Origin of the sequence: Virgibacillus halodenitrificans, assembly GCF_001878675.1 — a bacterium.
Taxonomy (GTDB): Bacteria; Bacillota; Bacilli; order Bacillales; family Amphibacillaceae; genus Virgibacillus_Q; species Virgibacillus_Q halodenitrificans.
In genome coordinates, this window is the sequence record NZ_CP017962.1 from 2715842 (window position 1) to 2736183 (window position 20342).

17 protein-coding genes are annotated in these 20342 nt (G+C 38.4%); 7 read left to right on the top strand and 10 right to left on the bottom strand.

Annotated features, from left to right (window positions below):
• Positions 1-1048: 1048 nt before the first annotated feature.
• The 10 genes from BME96_RS14065 to BME96_RS14110 form a co-directional block, all read right to left on the bottom strand.
• Positions 1049-1999, bottom strand: a complete 951-nt coding sequence (locus BME96_RS14065; protein WP_071649350.1) for a threonine ammonia-lyase — start codon at positions 1997-1999, stop codon at positions 1049-1051.
• A gap of 104 nt (positions 2000-2103) precedes the next feature.
• The gene (locus BME96_RS14070; RefSeq protein ID WP_019376000.1) at positions 2104-2373 is read right to left on the bottom strand and encodes a YciI family protein; all 270 of its coding nucleotides are present in this window, start codon (positions 2371-2373) and stop codon (positions 2104-2106) included.
• A 68-nt stretch (positions 2374-2441) separates the two neighbouring features.
• The gene (locus BME96_RS14075) at positions 2442-4829 is read right to left on the bottom strand and encodes a penicillin acylase family protein (RefSeq protein ID WP_071649351.1); all 2388 of its coding nucleotides are present in this window, start codon (positions 4827-4829) and stop codon (positions 2442-2444) included.
• A 161-nt stretch (positions 4830-4990) separates the two neighbouring features.
• Positions 4991-5689 (bottom strand): ribose-5-phosphate isomerase RpiA, encoded by a 699-nt coding sequence (gene rpiA / locus BME96_RS14080; protein ID WP_071650012.1) that lies wholly within the window; start codon positions 5687-5689, stop codon positions 4991-4993.
• Between the two features lie 36 nt (positions 5690-5725).
• The gene (locus tag BME96_RS14085) at positions 5726-6577 is read right to left on the bottom strand and encodes a hypothetical protein (RefSeq protein WP_019375997.1); all 852 of its coding nucleotides are present in this window, start codon (positions 6575-6577) and stop codon (positions 5726-5728) included.
• A gap of 698 nt (positions 6578-7275) precedes the next feature.
• The gene (opp4A, locus tag BME96_RS14090) at positions 7276-9129 is read right to left on the bottom strand and encodes an oligopeptide ABC transporter substrate-binding protein (protein ID WP_071649352.1); all 1854 of its coding nucleotides are present in this window, start codon (positions 9127-9129) and stop codon (positions 7276-7278) included.
• A 138-nt stretch (positions 9130-9267) separates the two neighbouring features.
• Positions 9268-10182 (bottom strand): ABC transporter permease, encoded by a 915-nt coding sequence (locus BME96_RS14095; RefSeq protein ID WP_019376384.1) that lies wholly within the window; start codon positions 10180-10182, stop codon positions 9268-9270.
• A gap of 26 nt (positions 10183-10208) precedes the next feature.
• Positions 10209-11171: an oligopeptide ABC transporter permease gene (gene opp4B / locus BME96_RS14100; RefSeq protein WP_019376385.1), complete on the bottom strand. Its 963-nt coding sequence runs from the start codon at positions 11169-11171 to the stop codon at positions 10209-10211.
• A gap of 1 nt (position 11172) precedes the next feature.
• The gene (locus BME96_RS14105; protein WP_019376386.1) at positions 11173-12105 is read right to left on the bottom strand and encodes an ABC transporter ATP-binding protein; all 933 of its coding nucleotides are present in this window, start codon (positions 12103-12105) and stop codon (positions 11173-11175) included.
• A complete protein-coding gene (locus BME96_RS14110; RefSeq protein WP_019376387.1) occupies positions 12092-13108 on the bottom strand; it encodes an ABC transporter ATP-binding protein in 1017 nt (338 codons plus the stop codon). Before BME96_RS14110 ends, BME96_RS14105 begins: the two co-directional genes overlap by 14 nt.
• A gap of 414 nt (positions 13109-13522) precedes the next feature.
• On the opposite strand from BME96_RS14110, the gene rfbA reads away from it, so the two are divergent.
• From rfbA to BME96_RS14145, 7 genes are read left to right on the top strand one after another with little or no spacing between them, the layout of a single operon-like run.
• A complete protein-coding gene (gene rfbA, locus BME96_RS14115; protein ID WP_019376388.1) occupies positions 13523-14449 on the top strand; it encodes a glucose-1-phosphate thymidylyltransferase RfbA in 927 nt (308 codons plus the stop codon).
• The gene (gene rfbB / locus BME96_RS14120) at positions 14446-15486 is read left to right on the top strand and encodes a dTDP-glucose 4,6-dehydratase (protein WP_071649353.1); all 1041 of its coding nucleotides are present in this window, start codon (positions 14446-14448) and stop codon (positions 15484-15486) included. The genes rfbA and rfbB overlap by 4 nt, the downstream gene beginning before the upstream one ends.
• Positions 15459-16424 (top strand): glycosyltransferase family 2 protein, encoded by a 966-nt coding sequence (locus BME96_RS14125; protein WP_071650013.1) that lies wholly within the window; start codon positions 15459-15461, stop codon positions 16422-16424. The genes rfbB and BME96_RS14125 overlap by 28 nt, the downstream gene beginning before the upstream one ends.
• Positions 16425-16426: 2 nt before the next feature.
• On the top strand, positions 16427-17119 hold the full coding sequence (locus BME96_RS14130; protein WP_231478625.1) for an N-acetyltransferase: 693 nt from the start codon (positions 16427-16429) through the stop codon (positions 17117-17119).
• A 3-nt stretch (positions 17120-17122) separates the two neighbouring features.
• Positions 17123-17479, top strand: coding sequence for an EamA family transporter (locus tag BME96_RS14135; RefSeq protein ID WP_071649354.1), 357 nt, complete (start codon positions 17123-17125; stop codon positions 17477-17479).
• Positions 17476-18615: a dTDP-4-amino-4,6-dideoxygalactose transaminase gene (gene rffA, locus BME96_RS14140; RefSeq protein ID WP_331279787.1), complete on the top strand. Its 1140-nt coding sequence runs from the start codon at positions 17476-17478 to the stop codon at positions 18613-18615. Before BME96_RS14135 ends, rffA begins: the two co-directional genes overlap by 4 nt.
• Positions 18578-20311 (top strand): DUF6044 family protein, encoded by a 1734-nt coding sequence (locus tag BME96_RS14145; protein ID WP_071649356.1) that lies wholly within the window; start codon positions 18578-18580, stop codon positions 20309-20311. The genes rffA and BME96_RS14145 overlap by 38 nt, the downstream gene beginning before the upstream one ends.
• Positions 20312-20342: the final 31 nt, after the last annotated feature.

The window sequence follows — 20342 nt, forward strand, 5'->3', positions numbered from 1 at the left end:
GATTAATTCTTTCTCCAGCGGATTATCTCGCTGTACTGCCGATTAATTTGCTCTCCGGCGGATTATCTCGCTCTACTGCCGATTAATTTGCTCTCCGGCGGATTATCTTGCTCTACTGCCGATTAATTTGCTCTCCGGCGGATTATCTCACTCTACTGCTGATTAATTCTTTCTCCGGCGGATTATCTCGCTCTGCTGCCGATTAATTCTTTCTCCAGCGGATTATCTCGCTCTACTGCCGATTAATTTGCTCTCCGGCGGATTATCTCGCTCTACTGCCGATTAATTCTTTCTCCGGCGGATTATCTCGCTCTACTGCCGATTAATTTGCTCTCCGGCGGATTATCTCGCTCTACTGCCGATTAATTCTTTCTCCGGCGGATTATCTTGCTCTGCTGCCGATTAATTCTTTCTCCCGCTGATTATCTCGCTCTGCTGCCGATTAATTTGTTCTCCGGCGGATTACTTCGTTCTACTGCTGATTAATTAGTTCTCTGGCTGATTATCTCGCTCTGCTGCCGATTAATTCTTTCTCCAGCGGATTATCTCGCTGTACTGCCGATTAATTTGCTCTCCGGCGGATTATCTCGCTCTACTGCCGATTAATTTGCTCTCCGGCGGATTATCTTGCTCTACTGCCGATTAATTTGCTCTCCGGCGGATTATCTCACTCTACTGCTGATTAATTCTTTCTCCGGCGGATTATCTCGCTCTGCTGCCGATTAATTCTTTCTCCAGCGGATTATCTCGCTCTACTGCCGATTAATTTGCTCTCCGGCGGATTATCTCGCTCTACTGCCGATTAATTCTTTCTCCGGCGGATTATCTCGCTCTACTGCCGATTAATTTGCTCTCCGGCGGATTATCTCGCTCTACTGCCGATTAATTCTTTCTCCGGCGGATTACTACGCTCTACTGCCGATGAATCTCCTCTCCGGTGGATTATCTCCGCTCAGTTACCGATTGTTTCCACACTAGTTCGCAATTTCCTCCAACTATGAATCCATGAGAAAGTTCCTCCCAAAATTTTGCAGAAGTCCATATTATATTATCTATTAAAAAATGAGGACAAGGTGCGCACATCCACATTTCCTCCTGATAAGACACAAACAATATTTTTATCTCGCACATTTAATTTGTCATTCAGCACAGCAGCAACTGTAGTTGCACTAGATGGTTCTATTATCTGCTTGGTTCGCTCCAGCATAAGAAAGAGCGCATCTTGGATTTCTTGTTCACTAACTGTAACGATGTCATCAATATATTTTTGTACAATTGGAAATGTGAAGCTTCCTGGTTGACTTGTCCTTAAGCCGTCAGCAATCGTTTTAGTTTGCTGAATAGCAACAATTTCTCCCTTTTTCAAGGACAACAACGTATCATTAGCAGTTTCCGGTTCTACCCCGATTATCTGAATGGATGGCTTCACCTCTTTGATCGCGGATAGTATACCAGAAATTAACCCCCCGCCACCAATCGGTACCACAATTACATCTACAGAATCAAGTTGTTCTAGAATTTCCAATCCGATGGTGCCTTGACCAGCAATAATATACGGATCATCATATGGGGGGATAAAAACACCCTCATTCTCATTTGCAAGCTGTTTGGCCCTTGGCAATCTTTCAGCAGAAGTAGTACCACATGTCTCTATGCTCCCATGATAAGCTTGAATTGCCTTTATCTTACTTGATATAGCATCTTCTGGCACAACAATGGTTGCTTTGATTCCAACCTTATTGGAAATATAAGCCACTGCCTGCCCATGGTTTCCTGAAGAGGCTGCCGTGACAAATGTGGCCCCATTTTTCGCCACCTGCATTACTTTGTTCGTTGCGCCTCTAATTTTAAAAGATCCTGTACGTTGAAGATGCTCTGCTTTAAAGAAAAGCTTGTTGCCAGCTAAATCAGAAAGCAACGTAGATTGAAAAATCGGTGTTTCTTTAACTATATCTTTTATTTGATCTCTCGCTTCGAATATTTTTTGTACTGTAATCATGTAGGTCCCCCTTTCATAAATCTCATCTACTTTAAAAGAGCTACAGATAACATTATAAATTTCTACGTATTGTACTAAGATAATACAAACTAAAAACTATCATCTTATGACTTCGTTACGACCATATCCCATTCACGGATTTCATAGTTTCTTGCACCTTTTGCTACATAAGGATCCAATTTAGCCATTTCTTCCACTTCGGAAAGGTCATCCGCTTTATAGATGACTAAACCTCCTGTCCCATCAGTAAAACGTCCCTTAGCAAATATCTTTCCTTCGTTGCTTTTTTCCTCCAAATAACTCAAGTGATCTGGTCGATAGTGCTTACTCTTTTCTTCATCCAGCATTGGTAAAAATACAGCAAAATATTTCATTTACACGCTTCCTTTCTCTTAACCAATTTACTATTTTAGTATAACGTAATTTTCGTGGACTGCTCATTTTAAGGTACTAATTTTAATTCCAAGCCTTCTGTTTCATTTAATGCCGTCTCATGATAATTCCCATCTACCCAATCATCCATTTGATCGTCATACCACTTGCTTTTAAAATGACCAAATTGACCTGGACCTACAATATGATGACCTGTCTGCATATCATTTGTGTCGATAACGAATCTCCAAGAAGCTCCATGATCTACTTCACCATCCTCCGCATCATAAGCTGCAGCCATTGGTGTTACAGAACTTCCATCTACGGGCATAGAATCTGTATTATTAAAGAAATAGGATAATACAGGATGAATACCAGATAAAGGATGATTAAATTGTACTTTATGAAAATCTCCCCACGTCCATTTTGTAATATCATTTCCAAACTTATCCTTTAAATCCGTTAGGGCATTTTTCAATGAAACATGCAACACTTCCTTCAATCCACCGGCTTGTTCAATCCAAATGGATCCATCTCCATTGTATGCTTTTCGAAGAAGTTCATCTGTTGTTTGTCCTTTAGCACCAAACATTCCCATCATCGTGTCAGGAATATCTTTTTCATAAATTTGTTTCTCTATCTCCTCTATCCATCTATGGAAAATCAGTGGTTGACTCAGTTCTTTAGCATCAATATAATTCCAGTCTTTCAGTATAGCCATCGCCTGTTCTTCTTCTTTAGTTAAGTTTGAATCTTTTAACACCTCGGAAAAAACAGGCAAAAATTCTCGCGCCTGCAGGTTTGTTGCATCCATTTGTAAATCCTTCATATCTTTAGCAGTTAATGGCTTATTTGTTTCTAATACTTCAGCTATCCGCTCATAACGGTACGGCTGTGCCCACACATTGCTAATATGATATGGATAATCATCTCCCACTATTTTATTATTCGCCGTTGCAATATAACCTTTATCAGGGTTTATTACTGTTGGTAATTCATCAAACGGTATAAATCCCTTCCATTCCTTGCCCTTCTCCCAACCTGGAAGAGGCAGTAGTGCATCATCACCGGATTCATAAATAGGAATATTACCATTTGCTTTATATGCTATTGTTCCGTCATTAGAAGCAAAAACAAAATTCTGAGCAGGTGCGAGAAATTTTTCCAACCCTTTTTCAAATTGATTCCAGTTTTCTGCCTTATTTATTTCCAATATTGCCTCCAACTCAGTAGTCGGGTCTAACGCAGTCCAACGTAAAGACAAAACGGCATCCTTTCCACTATCTTCAGCAAACTCAGATACTACAGGCCCATGACGTGTCTCTGTTACTTGAAAGTTTACCGCTGCTTTGTCTGCTACTTCAATAGGTTCATCAATAATTTCCGCCTTCTCCCATTTCCCTTCAAATAAAAATTCATCTGGATGTTCCGGATTACGCTTTTCCAGATAAAGCTGCTGGACATCTGGGCCGACATTAGTTACTCCCCAAGCGATATGATCATTATGACCAAGTATAATCCCTGGGACGCCTGCAAAAATAACCCCACTAACATTCAAATCCTCTGTTTCCAAATGCATTTGTAACCAAATGGACGGAGTCGCCAATCCTAAATGGGGATCATCAGCCAATAACGGCAAACCGCTTGCTGTCTTTTTCCCACTTACCACCCAATTGTTGCTGCCGTTAAACGTGTTTGGAATAATTGCATTTTCAAAGCTGCTGGCAATGTCGATTTCTCCTTGTTGAATAATTGTCGGCTTCTCTTCCGGATAATGTGGGAAAAGCTCCATTGCTTTCTCATCGTCAAACTCTTCAAGCAAGTAATAATTAAAGGCTTGACGTTCCCAATGACCACCTAAATCAAAAGCCATATATTTACCAATTGTTAAGGAATCTAGCGGAGTCCAATCTGCTGGTTTCGCTCCCATTAGGGTAAATTCGATGGGTAGACTGTTGCCTTCAATTGCGTCATGTATATAAGCATTAACACCATCTGCAAAATATTGAAGAACTTCCTTGGACTCTTCGGAGTAAATAGCATAAGATTTCTCGGCGGCTCGTCGCAAACCAAGCGTGCGAAAATATTTATCTGTATTAATTGCTTTTTCTCCAACAATTTCACTTAGTGTACCCGATGCCTGCCTTCTTGACATCTCCATCTGAAACATGCGATTCTGTGCTTGCATATATCCCTGAGCAATAAAAAGATCATGATTGTTTGCTGCCTTAATATGAGGCACACCATTGGAATCTGTAATTACTGTAACTTCTTCCTTTAAGATTGGAAGTTTAATTTGTCCCTCCAGTTGAGGCATAGATCTATTAATGAATACGTTTACAAAAACGAATAAACCTACAAGGATAATCACTAGAGCTCCAATAGTTAGTAGTATAACTTTCTTCTTAGTTACTTTTCTCTTTTTCTCATGCTTTAACTCATATGCTTGCTCTCCCAATTAAATTCCCCCTATTTTCTATTACTTCGTTTATTACTTCTTCAAAATAAGCTGGAATCCTGCTGGGAGTTATTGAATTTCACCATAATCCTATAGTAGTGGTTACTACTCTCTCTTCAATTGAAGCTCCACTTAAATGAATCAGGAGCAAGGAGAATTTTTCAACCTCCCCCCTCACAATTCTTTTCAATAACTTCAAGCCCATCCGATTTTCCTACAATTACTTTATCCGCCATATTAACAAATAATCCTGTTTCCACTACTCCAACGATGTTCTTTAGTTGAGATTCCAGTATTGCTGGATCTGCGATATATGAAAAACTACAGTCTAGGATATAGTTGCCATTATCACTTCTGTATATATCACCATCTTTTTTTCGAAGTTCAGGTTTTCCTCCAAGCTTAGAAATACGATTTGCAGTAACCTCCCAACCAAATGGCAATACTTCTACGGGCAAGGGAAACCGACCTAATTGTTTCACCTTTTTAGTTTCATCAACAATTATGATTAATGTTTTAGCTGCAGCAGCAATTATTTTTTCTCTGAATAGCGCACCGCCACCACCCTTTATGAGTTGTAAATTCTTATCCACTTCGTCTGCCCCATCAATAGTTACATCCAGTTGTTCCACCTTAGAAAAGGTTGTAAGAGGAACGCCTGCCTCCACCGCCCATCGTTGCGTTTGTTCCGAAGAGGGTATACCCTCTATTTTTCCACCATCTTTAATGTATTGACCAAGTGCTTGTATCAGCCAGTAGACGGTAGACCCTGAGCCAAGTCCAATCTTCATTCCATCTTCCACATACTTTATTGATGCCTCACCAGCAGCTTTTTTTAATTCTTCCTGATTTATTTTCATCTGATTCAATCCTTTCATTTACAAATACGTTTCCTATTAATTAACAGCCTCCCAGGTTTTAATTAGCCCCTTTACGATTGGTTGAATAACCTCTTTCTCCACATCGTATTGATTATGGGATAAAGGATTCCAGCTTGTTAATATCCCACCTGCATTCACTGCGACATCTTTTGTTACTGCTTTATTATATCCTTCACTCACCATTTTCAACGGGAATGCAAGTACATCATCTTTATCATAGAAATTAAGCCACTCTCCCTGGAGATGAGGATATTGTTCTAGCATCCTTGTTGCAGGAACCTTTACTGGAGAACCGTAATCCATATAGCGAAGTGACCATAATGCAAGGGGGCTTCCCAGTGTATAAAACAATGTCAAAGTTTCACATTGTTCTAATGGATTTAAACTTGTACAATCAATTGTCTTTTTCCCCATATTCATTCTTCTATATTGCAAATCATAAAAATAATTGCTTGCCACTACTGTCCCCAAGCTATGACTTATTACACACAGCGGGGCATTTGGGCCAGCTTTTTCTCTTAGTCTATTCATTGATTTTGCTACTAGGGCATGCACCCGGTCATAATTTTGGTTTTTTAACGTAGTTGGTTGGTATGCAACAGCGTCTCCAAGAAATTCAATGACAAATCTTCTTAATAAAGGGAAGTCTAATTCTGAGGATTTATGCATCTTTTCCCAAAGCTTTTCCTGCTCATCAGCAAATATGGATGACCAATATACTGGTTCAAAAACGAGTTGATCTACGGCGTCTTGAATAAATAGTTGCTTAGAAAATTGCTCTGAGATTTGATCAATTAATTTACCAGCAAAGCTCTTTTTCGGAGTACCGGCGCCATGTATAATTGCAACCGCTATTTTCTGAGTCATCTTCTCCCTCCATCCTGTTATAACTTATCTTTATCTTAAATGAAACCAGTTTGTATTATAAGAGGAAAAATTCCCATTCGAGTTGTATGTGATATTTTCATAGAAGATACACTGTTAAAATCGGTTCTACTGCAAATGTTGGGGTACAATCGTATTTTGTGCATTCATAGTTGGAGTAAAATGCGACGTAGTGGATATGATTTTCTAATCTCGCTACGGGAAAATATTACGCTTTCCGCGGGCGGCCTGCGAGCCTCGGCCGAAGCCATGCCGGGCGGCAAAGAAGACACTGTGAGGTAACGAACAGATGCCGCACTTGTACCCGGAGGTGTGAAAGTATCCCTCTCCAGTGGAAATCAATTTGTATCTGCTTTAAACCATAAATAACGGGTTAATATCTAACCACTTTACCAGTGTAGGAAAAACACGAAGACTCCTGTGGGAAAAGCAACAGGGCTTTTTGATGGGGCGAGTAATCGCAGCCCCAGCTGAAGATCCCGCAGGAAGTGGTTTTCTTCCGAGGAAGCTGAAGCGTTGCCCACGGAAAGCGAAGTGTTTTTTCCGCAACGGCCGCTTAGAGTACTATCAAGTTACGTCGCAGTATATCTATTTTCTAAATCATTGAAAAACGCCAACATATGTATTAAAACCTAAAAAATTAAAAGAGAAGCCCTACGCCTTGGGCTTCTCTTTACAACCTATTCTGCAACTATTGGCTCTTCCTGGGTTACAGCAATGTCACTCTTGTACATTTTTGTACCATCGCCAATGGCAAAGTTTAATACACGATTATTCACAGGTACCAATTCAGATCTATATAGTGTTGGGAATACTGGAATTTCATCTACCATTAATTGTTGCCATTCATCATAGACTTTCTTCCGGTAATCCTTATCAAAGGCTTCAGCAGAAACACCTTTTGCTAGCAATTCATCATTCTTCTCACTCGCATAACGTGTGAAATTGAATAATGCATCACGTCCATATAATCCACGTGGATCTACATCAATACCTACGCCCCATGCTCCTTGGTAAATGTCCACTGCAGGATCATCATCCCCATTTTGCCCTACACGATCGTAGAATGTATTAAATTCTTGTAAACGTCCATCTAGTAATTGTACATTTAAGCCTACTTCTTTCCATGATTGAATATAATAGTTTGCTAACGGCTCAGCAGTATCTCCTCCTGACATGGAGGCAAAGTTAATGACCAATTCTTCCCCATCAGGTGTTTCACGTAAGCCATCACCATCTTTATCTTCATAGCCTGCTTCGTCAAGAATCTTTTTTGCAGCTTCTGGATCATATGCTACCCCTGGATTTGTTTCGTCATGAAACTCTGGATGAGATGGCGGAATAAGTGTTGTTGCATTCCAGCGCAAACCATTGTAGAATTTTTCTCCTACTGCATTATTATCTACTGCATGCCACATTGCTTTACGTAAATTAACATCTGCCATTTTTGCGTCCGGATTCGGTTTTACCTCTTTCTTATCTTTATCCCACGTTCCTAATTTAAAGCCAATGTAAGTATATGCTCTGTCAATCATTCCAAGATATTCTACATTGGACATCTCCGCATTTTTTGGATACTGATCAACAGGGAAGGAGCTTACTGTATCTACGCCACCTGTTTCAAGCTCTTGAACGACAACATTTGGATTAATTACCTTTACTGTTACTTCATCCAGCTTTGGCTCACCACGCCAGTAATCCGGATTTTTAGACATAACTACGGATTCTCCAGGTACTATGCTTTCCACTATAAATGGACCAAATCCGATTGGTTTTTCCCTTACTTCTGCGGAAGAAGAAATATCTGCTACCTTCATATCTCCAAAGATATGCTTTGCTAAAGGATATGACCAGATGCCACCTGTAACAAGTGAAGGAGTAGATTCTATATAGGTTATTTCCAATGTTTTATCATCAATTACTTTAATTCCCGAAATTGTCTCTGCTTCGCCATTGTGGTATGCTTCCATTCCTTCGATATTAGTAAAGTCTGAGCCATATCGAACTCCATCATATTCAGGATGGCCAATTACCTCGTGAGCAAATAACCAGTCTTCAGCAGTAACGGGCTCCCCATCATGCCAATTTACATTGTCACGAATTTTGAAGGTAAATACCCGACCGTCTTCAGAAGCTTCATAGGTTGCCGCCCCATCATTTGTATATACATAATTCTCATCCCAATCAAGGAGACCCTCATCAAACCAGTCCAGGATTTGCGCATCTGGGTCACCAGAGTAAAAATTCCAATTCAATGTCCCTTCAAAAGCACTATCAGACACAAGCCCAAAAGTGAATGATCCGCCATCGATCGCTTCCCCTTCGCTTGTTTTAATATTGCTGAAATCATCAATAGAGTATAAACCATCTTTCTTTTCCTCTTTTTTCTCTTCTTTACCTTTCTCCTCAGTTTTCTTCTCCTTCGTTTCTTCAGCCTCTCCTTCTTTTGAAGTAGAAGAATTACAAGCGGCAAGCACAAGCAAAAGTACAACCATTAGAGCAAACAATAATCTCCCTACACGCACCTTCTTCATATGAATGACCTCCCCTGTTTATAAGCTACATTTACAACCAACTGACATGCTGATAGCTAACCAAGAACTACATTTCTTTTTGCTTCTCCCAGGCGTTCACCTCCTTGATGATTAAAGTTTTTTTGGCTTTGTTAGTAATCATCCTCGTCGCTGTCTGGCATCTGTAGCTCTTTTTAAAGCTTCGCCAACATTTCTTACGCTTAGCATAAGAATAAAGATCAACACTGCTGCTGGTACCCATACCCACCATCTGAACTCCAACGTCTGTGGGTTTCTGGCATAGCCTAAAAGCGTTCCCAGACTTGGAGTCGATTCCGGGAAACCAAAGCCCAAAAAGGATAACCCTGACTCCAAGCCAATATTTGCAGCCAAGTTCAACGTCATTGTTACAATGATTAAAGAGCTTAAATTAGGTAAGACCTGTGTGAACATAATCTTCAAGTGGGAAGACCCTAATGTTCTTGACGCTTGTGCATAATCCAATTCCCTTTCCTGTAAAGCTTTAGATCTTATTAATCTGGCAATGCCCATCCATAAAAATGCGGTCATAATCAAGGAAAAGGAGAGAATTGTATACTTAGGGACAATGGCAACAAACACGATAATCACCATTAAAAACGGTAGAATCATAAAAAAGTCTACAACGCGCATTAACATATTATCGATGGTTCCACCATAATAACCGGATACAAGTCCATAAATAATCCCTATTAAGCCGGTCATTATGGTAACGAGAATACCAATAGAAAGCGAATTCCTTGTGCCAATAATAAGCTGACCGAAAATATCCCTGCCGCCATAATCCGTCCCAAGCCAGTATTCCGCTGAAGGAGGCTCATGAATAGCGAATAGGTCAACGGTGACAATCTCCTCTTGGCTTAAAAATAGTGAAATACCGTATACAAAAGTAGTAATTAATATTAAAAATATAAGCGAGAAAAGTGCTACTTTATCTCTTACAAGCTCTCTCCACATAATAGTAATTCCTGAGGGGCTCTTAACTGACCTCATCTGTTCCTGCGTTTCTTCCACATAAGCATGTTTTGAATCCATTATAATCACCTCGGTATTTTTTTGGATTATTTAATACGAATACGCGGATCAATTAAGCTAAGGATAATATCCGATAGCAACGCGCCCAGAATGGATGCAATACCAAACAATAGAACTACGGAAGTCACCACACTGTAGTCCCTTTGCAGTATCGAATCCATAAATAACAATCCCATACCTGGGTAACTATATATAAATTCTACAAATACTGTCCCGCCTATTAATCCGGTTATTTCATAACCAAAGAATGCTGCGATTGGCAGGAGTGAGTTTCGAAGAATATGCCTATTATATACTCTTGATTCTGAAGCCCCTTTTGCTCTTGCGGTAATTATAAAATCCTTTTGCTTTGTATCAATAATTTCGCTCCTTAAATATTGAACGGTATTTACTGTTGTTATTAATGCCATTGAAATGGCTGGTAGTAATAAATGGTGTAATTTACTGATAACATAGCTAAGTGATCCTGCCTCTGAACCTGGAGCTACACTGCCACTAGTTGGAAACCATTGAAAGTGAAAACCGAATAACCACAGCATGACAAGTGCAAATATAAATAGCGGTGTAGCAAACCCGATATAGGTATATCCTGTAATAATTTGGTCTCTTAATGTATCGTTAAATCTTCCACTTGTAATTCCTAAAGGAATGGCAATTAAATAGGTGATTATTAAAGTAGCGAGTGACAACCAAAAAGTGTTAATCAAACGTTGTTCAACAAGATCTGTAACAGGCATTTTAAACCGGAACGATTGCCCGAGATCCCCCTGCAAAGCGGAGACAACCCAATCCTTATACTGAATATACCAAGGATTATTCAGCCCCAACTTTTCTCTTTGCTGTTCAATCGCCTGTGGGTCAATATTCGGATCAATTAAACCAGATAACGCATCTCCCGGCATCATTTGAGCCATTAAAAATACCAACACACTTAAAAGAACAATTTGCGGTGCAGTAATAAACAATCTTCTAACAATAAATTTCCACATATTAATCAACCTTCCTATGCGGCAATGCTACTTGATGAGATTCCGATATATGTTGCAGATGGTAAGCCAATCCTTCTTTGTCAAAATACTCATGGTAAGATTGATCGTACATTTTCTGAACATCTTTTCGACGATTTTTCTGGAAATCTCTGTTTCTCGGATCAATATCTGGAATAGCAGCTATAAGGCGCTTTGTATAAATATGTTGTGGATTAGTAAAAATATCCTCTTTTTTCCCTGATTCAACATATCTCCCTTTATACATAATTCCTATTTGGTCACACATATGTTTGACAATTCCTAAATCATGACTAATAAACAAGTATGTTAAATTTAAATCTTTTTGAATATCCTGCATAAAATTCAATACTTGTGCTTGAACAGATACATCTAATGCAGATACTGGTTCATCTGCAATAATCAACTTCGGCTTTAAAGCAATAGCGCGTGCTACACCAATTCGCTGTCTTTGTCCACCTGAAAACTCATGAGGGTATTTTAATATTGCTTCTGCGCTTAGGCCTACTCGCTCCATCAGATCTTGAACCTTTTGTTTTTCTTCTTTTCTAGTAAGTGACTCATAATTGCGAATGGGCTCTGCTACTATGTCGAGCACGCGTTTTTTTGGATTTAATGAGGAGTACGGATCTTGAAATATCATTTGAATATCTTTTCGGATTGATTTATTTTTAGCAGATGCTAAATCTTTCCCTTCAAAAAAAATCTTCCCCGCAGTGATTTTATTTAGCCCAACAATAGCTCTTCCAATGGTAGTTTTCCCCGAACCTGATTCACCAACTAGTCCATATGTTTTTCCTTCCTCCATCTGGAAAGACACATCATCTACAGCTTTTACAGCATCAATTTTCCGATTAAACAGTCCCCCCCGGATTGGGAAATGTACCTTTAAATTCTTCACTTCAAGAAATTCCATGTTTATGATCCTCCTTGTTCTTTTCAAGAAAGTCAAAATGCTTGTAGCAAGTACAACGTACGTAGTGCTGTGGTTCCACTTCATGCATTTGCGGCATTTTTTCATGAGCTGTTTCGGTAACCCAGGGAATCCGATGAGCGAATCTGCAACCTGTTCTTGGCAGATTCTGTAACGAAGGGACAACACCCTGAATAACATGCAAACGGTCCTGCTTTTGTTTAGAATTCGGTACAGAGTTTAATAAAGAACGTGTATAGGGATGTAATGGATTTTCAAATAGTGTATGGACATCCGCAACTTCCACCATTTCCCCCGCATACATGACTGCAATACGATCTGCCATTTCTGCTACTACTCCAAGGTCATGAGTTATTAAGATAATTCCTGCCTGCATCTCGTTCTTCAATTCCCTGATTAAATCTAATATTTGAGCTTGTATGGTAACATCGAGGGCGGTTGTTGGTTCATCTGCTATTAATAATTCCGGGCTATTGGAAATAGCAATTGCAATGATGACCCGTTGCCTCATCCCTCCTGATAATTCATGTGGAAATTGGTTATATGTATATTTAGGCCGTGCAATTCCAACAAGTTGTAAAAGTTTAATTACCTGCTCATAACGACTTTTCTTTGTTATGGCTTTATTATGGAGGAGCAGTGCCTCCCCTATTTGCTCCCCTATGGTCATTAATGGATTTAATGCAGTTAGAGGGTCCTGGAAAATCATTGCCATATCCTTCCCGCGCATTTTATTTATTTTTGCCGGAGACAGATTTACAAGATCCTCCCCCTTGAAATAAATATTGCCTTCCATTTTCGCACGTGTATGTAATCCCATTATTGAAAAAGCAAGTGCACTTTTACCCGATCCAGATTCTCCTACAATTGCCAGGACCTCATTCTTAAAAACTTGGAGAGAAACATTATCTACAGCGGCATAGTAATCATCTTTGATTCTAAAAGAAGTAGTTAAATTACTTACATTCAAAATTTGATTAATCAATAGTATCACCCCAAAAAAGTTTATTTCTGGTTACACTCCATACTGAAATGTTGTCCCTTTACTCTATGCTTCGAACTATTAAATTATTTTGGTATAAAAGATGGAGCATAGTATGTATAGCTGTGTATTTTTTGTTCGTAATGTAATCCACATAGAAATGTAATCAAAATTTAATGACTTTTTCTGAGTATATTGGAAAATTATACAAACAGCAATACTTTTTCTAAATATTCTCATAATTCTACTTTTTATTACAAACAAAGACAAATTACTTGTTATCTCTATTAGAAACAGTATTGAAACACAACTGTAAGATTATAAATGATTAAAAAAGGTAATAGAATACCAGAGTAACCACGCGCTAAATTAATTGGTAGCTTATAGGAAGTATCCACTTTCAAAGGAGTGTTGAATATGAAAGGCATTATATTAGCTGGAGGAAGCGGAACCAGACTTGCTCCTAGTACAGATAGCATGAACAAGCACCTGCTGGCCGTTTTTGATAAACCGATGATTTATTATCCACTATCTGTCTTAATGCTTGGGGGAATAAAGGAATTTATGATTATTAGTACTCCTGCTGACAGACCACGCTTTGAAACTTTGTTGGGTGATGGTTCTTCTCTCGGCATTTCTATATCATATAAAGACCAGAGTAATCCAAACGGAATACCAGAAGCTCTTACTATTTCAAAAGATTTTATTGCGGATGATTCAGTTGCATTAATACTTGGAGACAATATTTTTTATGGCCAGGGCTTTACAACACTTCTTCGCAATGCAATCAAGAACCATCGTCATGCCACTGTATTTGGTTATCGAGTAAAAGACCCACAACGCTTTGGAGTAGTTGAATTCGATGCCTATCAAAAGGCTATTTCATTGGAGGAAAAACCGAAAGAACCGAAATCTGACTTTGCAGTTACCGGATTATACATTTATGACAATCAGGCTGTCGAGTTAACTAAAAAACTAAAGCCTTCTAATAGAGGTGAATTAGAAATCACAGATTTAAACAAAGAATACTTAAAACGAGGAAAGTTAGATGTGGAACTATTGGGAAGAGGCTTTGCTTGGATGGATGCAGGCACCCATGAATCCTTATTTGAAGCATCTGAATTTGTGAAAATAACCCAACAGCGTCAAGGATTCAAACTAGCTTGTTTGGAAGAAATAGCCTATTACCTTGGGTATATTTCCAGAGAAGCTCTTTATGAGAAAGGGAAATCAATGGAGAAAAATGATTACGGACAATATCTTCTGGAAATAGCTGACCGCAAGCACTCGGAACAATACTGGGATCGTATAGAGAAAAACCCAATGTTAGGATTGGTAAAATGATTAATTCAAAAAAAGCTCTACTTATTACAGGAGGGGCCGGTTTTATCGGTTCCAATTTTGTTGAATACATGATTGATAAATATCCAGACTACCAAATTATTAATATAGACAAATTAACGTATGCAGGTAATCTTGAAAACTTATCGAGCCTAGAGAATCATCCAAACTATGAGTTTATACAGGGTGATATTGCTGACCAAAACCTTATTGAATCTATCTTTGCGATGTATGACGTTTGGGGAGTGGTCCACTTCGCTGCAGAATCCCATGTAGATCGTTCCATTGAAGATGCTACAGCATTTATCCATACAAACATCCTAGGTACACAAGTACTTCTCCAAACAGCGAAAATGGACTGGGAACGAAAAGGCGAACTAGCGCAGAGACGCTTTCATCATATTTCCACAGACGAGGTTTATGGTTCACTTGGTGAGAAAGGAATGTTTAATGAAAAAACACCATATGACCCACGTAACCCATATAGCGCATCAAAAGCTGGAGCCAATTTGTTAGTTAAAAGCTTTGGGTACACCTATGGAATGAATATTGTTATAACTAGTTCATCCAACAATTACGGACCAAGACAGCATGAAGAGAAGCTTATTCCTACCGTTATCTTTAATGCGTTAAACGGTAATTCTATTCCTATTTATGGGGACGGAAGAAATATTAGAGACTGGCTTTATGTTATGGACCACTGTAAAGCAATCGATCTTATCTTTCATCAGGGTGGCGCAGGTGAAGTTTACAATATTGGTGGAGGAAATGAAAAGATGAACATAGAAGTCGTCAGAACAATATGCAGTATCCTTGATGAGTTGGAAAGCGAACGTTTAGCTGAAATTAACAAAAATAGTTTTACTGAATTAATTAGTTTTACAAAAGATAGGCTGGGACATGACAGAAGATACGCAGTGGATGATAGTAAACTTAGACAAGAGCTCGGCTGGAGCGCGGAAGAAGAGTTAAAGAGCGGATTAATAAAAACAGTTGAATGGTATGTGAAAAAATGGAAATCTCTAGCCAAAAGCCATTAATATCCGTTGTCATACCAGTATATGGCTGTAGATCATGCTTATATGAACTCTGTGATCGTATCTCCGCCTCTGTATCACTTATTCCAGCAGATTACGAGATTATTCTAGTTAATGATGCCAGCCCTGATCATGCCTGGGAAATCATTCAGCAACTCAAAGAAAAGGATGAAAATATTAAAGGAATTGACTTAGCGCGAAATTTTGGACAGCATCATGCCATAACAGCAGGTATCGACTATACTTCAGGTGATTGGGTTGTTGTAATGGACTGCGATTTACAAGATCAGCCAGAGGAAATACCAAAGCTTTATGAAAAAGCGTTAGAGGGCTATGAGGTAGTTTTCGGGAAAAGGTTAGAAAGAAAAGACTCTTGGCTGAAAAAGAAATCTTCTCAGCTATTTTATAGGATTTATGATTACTTTACTGGAGAATCATCAGATCATACTATTGCAAATTTCAGTATCAGTAGTAAAAAAGTAGTCGATGGTTTTCGACAAATGAAAGAACAGACACGCTTTTTCCCTCTTTTTCTACAATGGATGGGATATAAAGCTACTTCTATTCCAATTAACCATCATTCAAGAAGCCAAGGGAAATCTTCATATAATCTTAAAAAATTAATTACGTTAGCAACTGATGGAATCATCGCACAGTCTAATAAGCCTTTGCGTTTATCCATCCAGTTCGGATTTCTCATTTCTGCTTTGTCGCTTCTATATGGTTTATTTCTATTCTTTCGTTATTTCTTCCTTAAGGTTCCTGTGCAAGGATGGACTAGTGTAATGGTTTCAATTTATTTTATAGGCGGGTTGATTTTTTTTAATTTAGGAATCCTTGGTCTCTACATTGGGAAAATATTTAATGAAACAAAAGGACGACCAATTTATCTTATAAGAGAAACAACTGACAATCTGAAATCAAATAATAAACGGAGTTGATTATGATGCAAACGTATTTACGCCCTACCCCTTGGGACCAGCGTAATTTTCATATTCCAACCTATGAGCTTACTTCCATTTCTGAAGAAGCTTTACATCAGAGCAATGAACAAGAAGGCCATTTCACTTTAAAAATTGATCCACTTACAAATACAGAGTTACTCAATAAATATGGTTTCTACTATGTGGATACTCTTATAGAGCCTGTTTGCCATAAGTCTGATTTAAAATATACTGAAAAAGATGGAGTAGAACTAAGCTATACCTTCAATAAGAACGAAATCCTGCGAATAACAGCAGAAGCATTTCAAGGAGGACGCTTTCATCGAGATTATAATATCCCAGATTTTATGGCAGATAATCGATATGTGAATTGGGTAAAAGACCTGATAGAAAAAAATCAGATCATTGCCTTAAAATACGAAGGAAGCATCGCGGGGTTTTATGCTTATGAAGGTAATAAAATTCTATTATTGGGGATGGATGCTTCTTACCGTGGTAAAGGACTTGCAAAACCTTTTTTAAGTAAAGGAGCTTCTGAGCATTTCTCATTGATAGATGAAGATGAGCTTGTAACATCCATTTCTCCTTCCAATCTACCATCATTAAACTTATTTATCTCAACTGGATTTAAGTTAAGAAATACGGTGGATGTGTATCATAAATTAAATGGCTCACTGCCGGTTGGAGGATAAGAGATGGGATACTTGTACATATTCGGTACTATTTTCTTTACGGTATATGGCCAGCTGATTTTAAAATGGAGGATGAATCAGTTTGGGAGTCTGCCAGATACATGGATTGCAAAATTCACAGTGTTACTTCAATTATTGCTTAATCCGTGGGTCCTTTCCGGCTTCTTTGCAGCTTTTCTGGCTGCATTGAGTTGGATGGCTGCAATGACCAAGTTTGATATTAGCTATGCATATCCATTTATGAGCCTTTCATTTGTCTTTGTTTTCATTCTATCTGCTTTGCTATTCGGTGAACCAGTTTCACTGCAAAAGGTAATTGGATTTTCATTAATTATACTAGGGATTATTGTGATGAGGTGATATTGTTGATACCATTTAATAAACCATGTGTTACTGGAAAAGAATCTGTAGCTGTCCAACAAGCAATCACAAGCGGGAAATTATCTGGTAATGGAGCTTTTGGAAAGAAAAGTGTGCACTGGCTGGAAGAAAGATTGGATTGTGAAAAGGCACTACTTACTCCCTCTTGTACAGCTGCATTGGAAATGACTGCCATATTAACAAACGTAGGTCCCGGCGACGAAGTTATCATGCCATCTTACACGTTTGTGTCTACAGCTAATGCCTTTGCTTTACGAGGTGCCTCCATTCGTTTTGTTGATGTTCTTTCAGGTACAATGAATATTGACCCAGAAGCAATTAAAAAAGCAATTACCACACGTACAAAAGCTATAGTTGTAGTACATTATGCTGGGGTAAGCTGTGAAATGGATTCCATAATGTCATTAGCACAAGACTATAATCTATTTGTCGTGGAGGATGCCGCACAAGGCTTAATGAGTACTTATAATGGAAGAGCGTTAGGTACAATTGGGCATTTTGGCACGATCAGCTTTCATGAAACAAAAAATTATCAATGTGGAGAGGGCGGCGCACTACTCATTAATGATAAAGATGCTTGTGAGCGCGCGGAAATCATTCAGGAAAAAGGTACGAACCGATCCCAATTTATCCGGGGAGAGGTAGATAAATATACTTGGCGAGATGTCGGTTCCTCCTATCTTCTCAGTGAAATGAATGCAGCATTTTTATCTGTTCAACTTGACAATGCAGAAGGTATTTATGAGGAAAGAATGAAGGCTTGGACCTGGTATAAAACTGGATTACAGCAGTTGGAAACCCAGCAATTTATTACATTGCCAAAAATCCCAGAAGATTGTAAACACAATGCGCATATATTTTATATTAAAGTGCAAAACCTTGAGGAAAGAAGTAAATTAGTGGAGTATCTGAAGGAGAATAACATAATGGCTGTCAGCCATTACGTGCCGCTTCATACTTCGCAGGCAGGGTTGAAGTATGGTGTTTTTATAGGCGAAGACCTTTACACCACTCCAGAGAGCGAAAAATTAATCCGACTGCCACTTTATTATGGAATTGAGAAAGAGGAAGTGAACCATGTGGTCAACCATATCCAAAAATTTTACCAACAATAAATTATTACTAAGCATTGCCTGCCTTATTATATTCGCATACCTTCTCCCATACTATTTATTGGGTGAAAATACACATATTAGAGTACATGATAATATGGACTCTAATATTGTTTGGTATAAACTGTTAGCTGAAAGTGGTCAAATTTTTTCTCTATCTGATACCATGCTTCCAAATGCCATAAATGGGCTGCCAAGAAGCGCACTCCCTTCCCCATTTGATGCAATGGTTTGGATCTATTACCTGTTTGAACCAATGACTGCATACACAATTGGTCAGACCATCATGCGATTCACAGCTTTTTTTGGTATGTATTTACTATTAAGCAACCATGTGTTTGGAAAACAAAAAACAGACTATAGATTAATTAGCATAGGAGTTTCTCTCTGTTTTGCCTTACTACCTTTTTGGCCTTCAGGAATGCTTTCCATTGCTGGTCTGCCATTAGCCTTACATATCTTTTTAACCATTCGCGAAAAGAAGTGGCACAGTTCATGGTACCATTGGATGACGCTTTTATGTATTACGTTTTTTTCCAATTTCGTTTTAAGCTTCGTTTTTTTCCTTGGATTAATGGGACTATTGTGGATATATGATTGGTTCAAATTGAGAAAAAGTAATTGGTCTTTTTTCTCTGCAATAGCAGGAATGACTACAGTATACTTAGTTAAAAATTACATGCTAATCTATTCTATGTTTTTTGATGCTGGTTTTACGTCCCATCGGGATGCTCTAGATCTCGGTCATAATTCTTTTGATAGAACGATGGAGCTGGCTTTGGAGAATTTCCTTTATGGACATACCCATGATTTGGCTCTGCAATATAAAGTAATCATACTAGTAATCGGCTTGGCACTACTTATATCAGGTATTCGTAACGCCAAAGCAGCAAAATTATTGTTGAGTCTGTTCATCTTTAATATCGCTTTATCTATTTGGTATGCACTTTGGTATTGGGAAGGAATGCGTGTAGTAAAGGATCACTATATGATTGCCAATACATTTAATTTCTCCAGAATTCATTTTCTTGATCCAATGATATGGTACATTTGTTTTGCTATAGCTTTGGGGATTATTTGTAAAAACATGGGATGGAAAATCGGAAAAATATTTGCAGTTGTATTAATCATTTATCAATGTACAATAGCCTTCCCCTTAAATGAAGAAAATAAATATAGTCAATTTAATACACCGACATTTCAAGAATTTTATGCAGTTAATCTTTTTGAGGAAATCGAAAACTATATTGGCAAAAAACAATCTTCCTATCGGGTGGTAAGTATTGGTATTCACCCAACAATTGCTCAATATAATGGTTTTTATACTCTAGATACGTATAATAATAGCTTTCCTCTGAAGTATAAAGAGCAATTCAGGAAAATTATCGCAGGCGAGCTTAATAAAAGTCCTTCTCTTGAGAATTATTTTGATACTTGGGGAGGTCGGCTTTATATGTACGTGGCGGAGCATGGAGAAGATTACTTATTCACCAAAGAAAGAAATGGTGCAATCGAGGATCTGCAGATTAATGTAAAAGCTTTAAGAAACATGGGTGGAGAATATATCTTTTCTGCTGTACCCATTAAAAACTATGAAGAGCTTGGTTTAGAATTTGAAAAATCTTTTAAAACTGAAACATCAGCCTGGGAAATCTGGTTATATAAAGTACCTGGCCAAAACGCAAGTAAAAACGACTAGATGTGAGTGATGGTGTGTTCTATACACAAAA

Coding starts and splice junctions, on each gene's coding strand:
- BME96_RS14065 (WP_071649350.1), bottom strand. CDS start 1,999: ATGATTACAGTACAAAAAATATTCGAAGCGAGAGATCAAATAAAAGAT.
- BME96_RS14070 (WP_019376000.1), bottom strand. CDS start 2,373: ATGAAATATTTTGCTGTATTTTTACCAATGCTGGATGAAGAAAAGAGT.
- rpiA (WP_071650012.1), bottom strand. CDS start 5,689: ATGAAAATAAATCAGGAAGAATTAAAAAAAGCTGCTGGTGAGGCATCA.
- BME96_RS14085 (WP_019375997.1), bottom strand. CDS start 6,577: ATGACTCAGAAAATAGCGGTTGCAATTATACATGGCGCCGGTACTCCG.
- opp4A (WP_071649352.1), bottom strand. CDS start 9,129: ATGAAGAAGGTGCGTGTAGGGAGATTATTGTTTGCTCTAATGGTTGTA.
- BME96_RS14095 (WP_019376384.1), bottom strand. CDS start 10,182: ATGGATTCAAAACATGCTTATGTGGAAGAAACGCAGGAACAGATGAGG.
- opp4B (WP_019376385.1), bottom strand. CDS start 11,171: ATGTGGAAATTTATTGTTAGAAGATTGTTTATTACTGCACCGCAAATT.
- BME96_RS14105 (WP_019376386.1), bottom strand. CDS start 12,105: ATGGAATTTCTTGAAGTGAAGAATTTAAAGGTACATTTCCCAATCCGG.
- rfbA (WP_019376388.1), top strand. CDS start 13,523: ATGAAAGGCATTATATTAGCTGGAGGAAGCGGAACCAGACTTGCTCCT.
- rfbB (WP_071649353.1), top strand. CDS start 14,446: ATGATTAATTCAAAAAAAGCTCTACTTATTACAGGAGGGGCCGGTTTT.
- BME96_RS14125 (WP_071650013.1), top strand. CDS start 15,459: ATGGAAATCTCTAGCCAAAAGCCATTAATATCCGTTGTCATACCAGTA.
- BME96_RS14130 (WP_231478625.1), top strand. CDS start 16,427: ATGATGCAAACGTATTTACGCCCTACCCCTTGGGACCAGCGTAATTTT.
- BME96_RS14135 (WP_071649354.1), top strand. CDS start 17,123: ATGGGATACTTGTACATATTCGGTACTATTTTCTTTACGGTATATGGC.
- BME96_RS14145 (WP_071649356.1), top strand. CDS start 18,578: ATGTGGTCAACCATATCCAAAAATTTTACCAACAATAAATTATTACTA.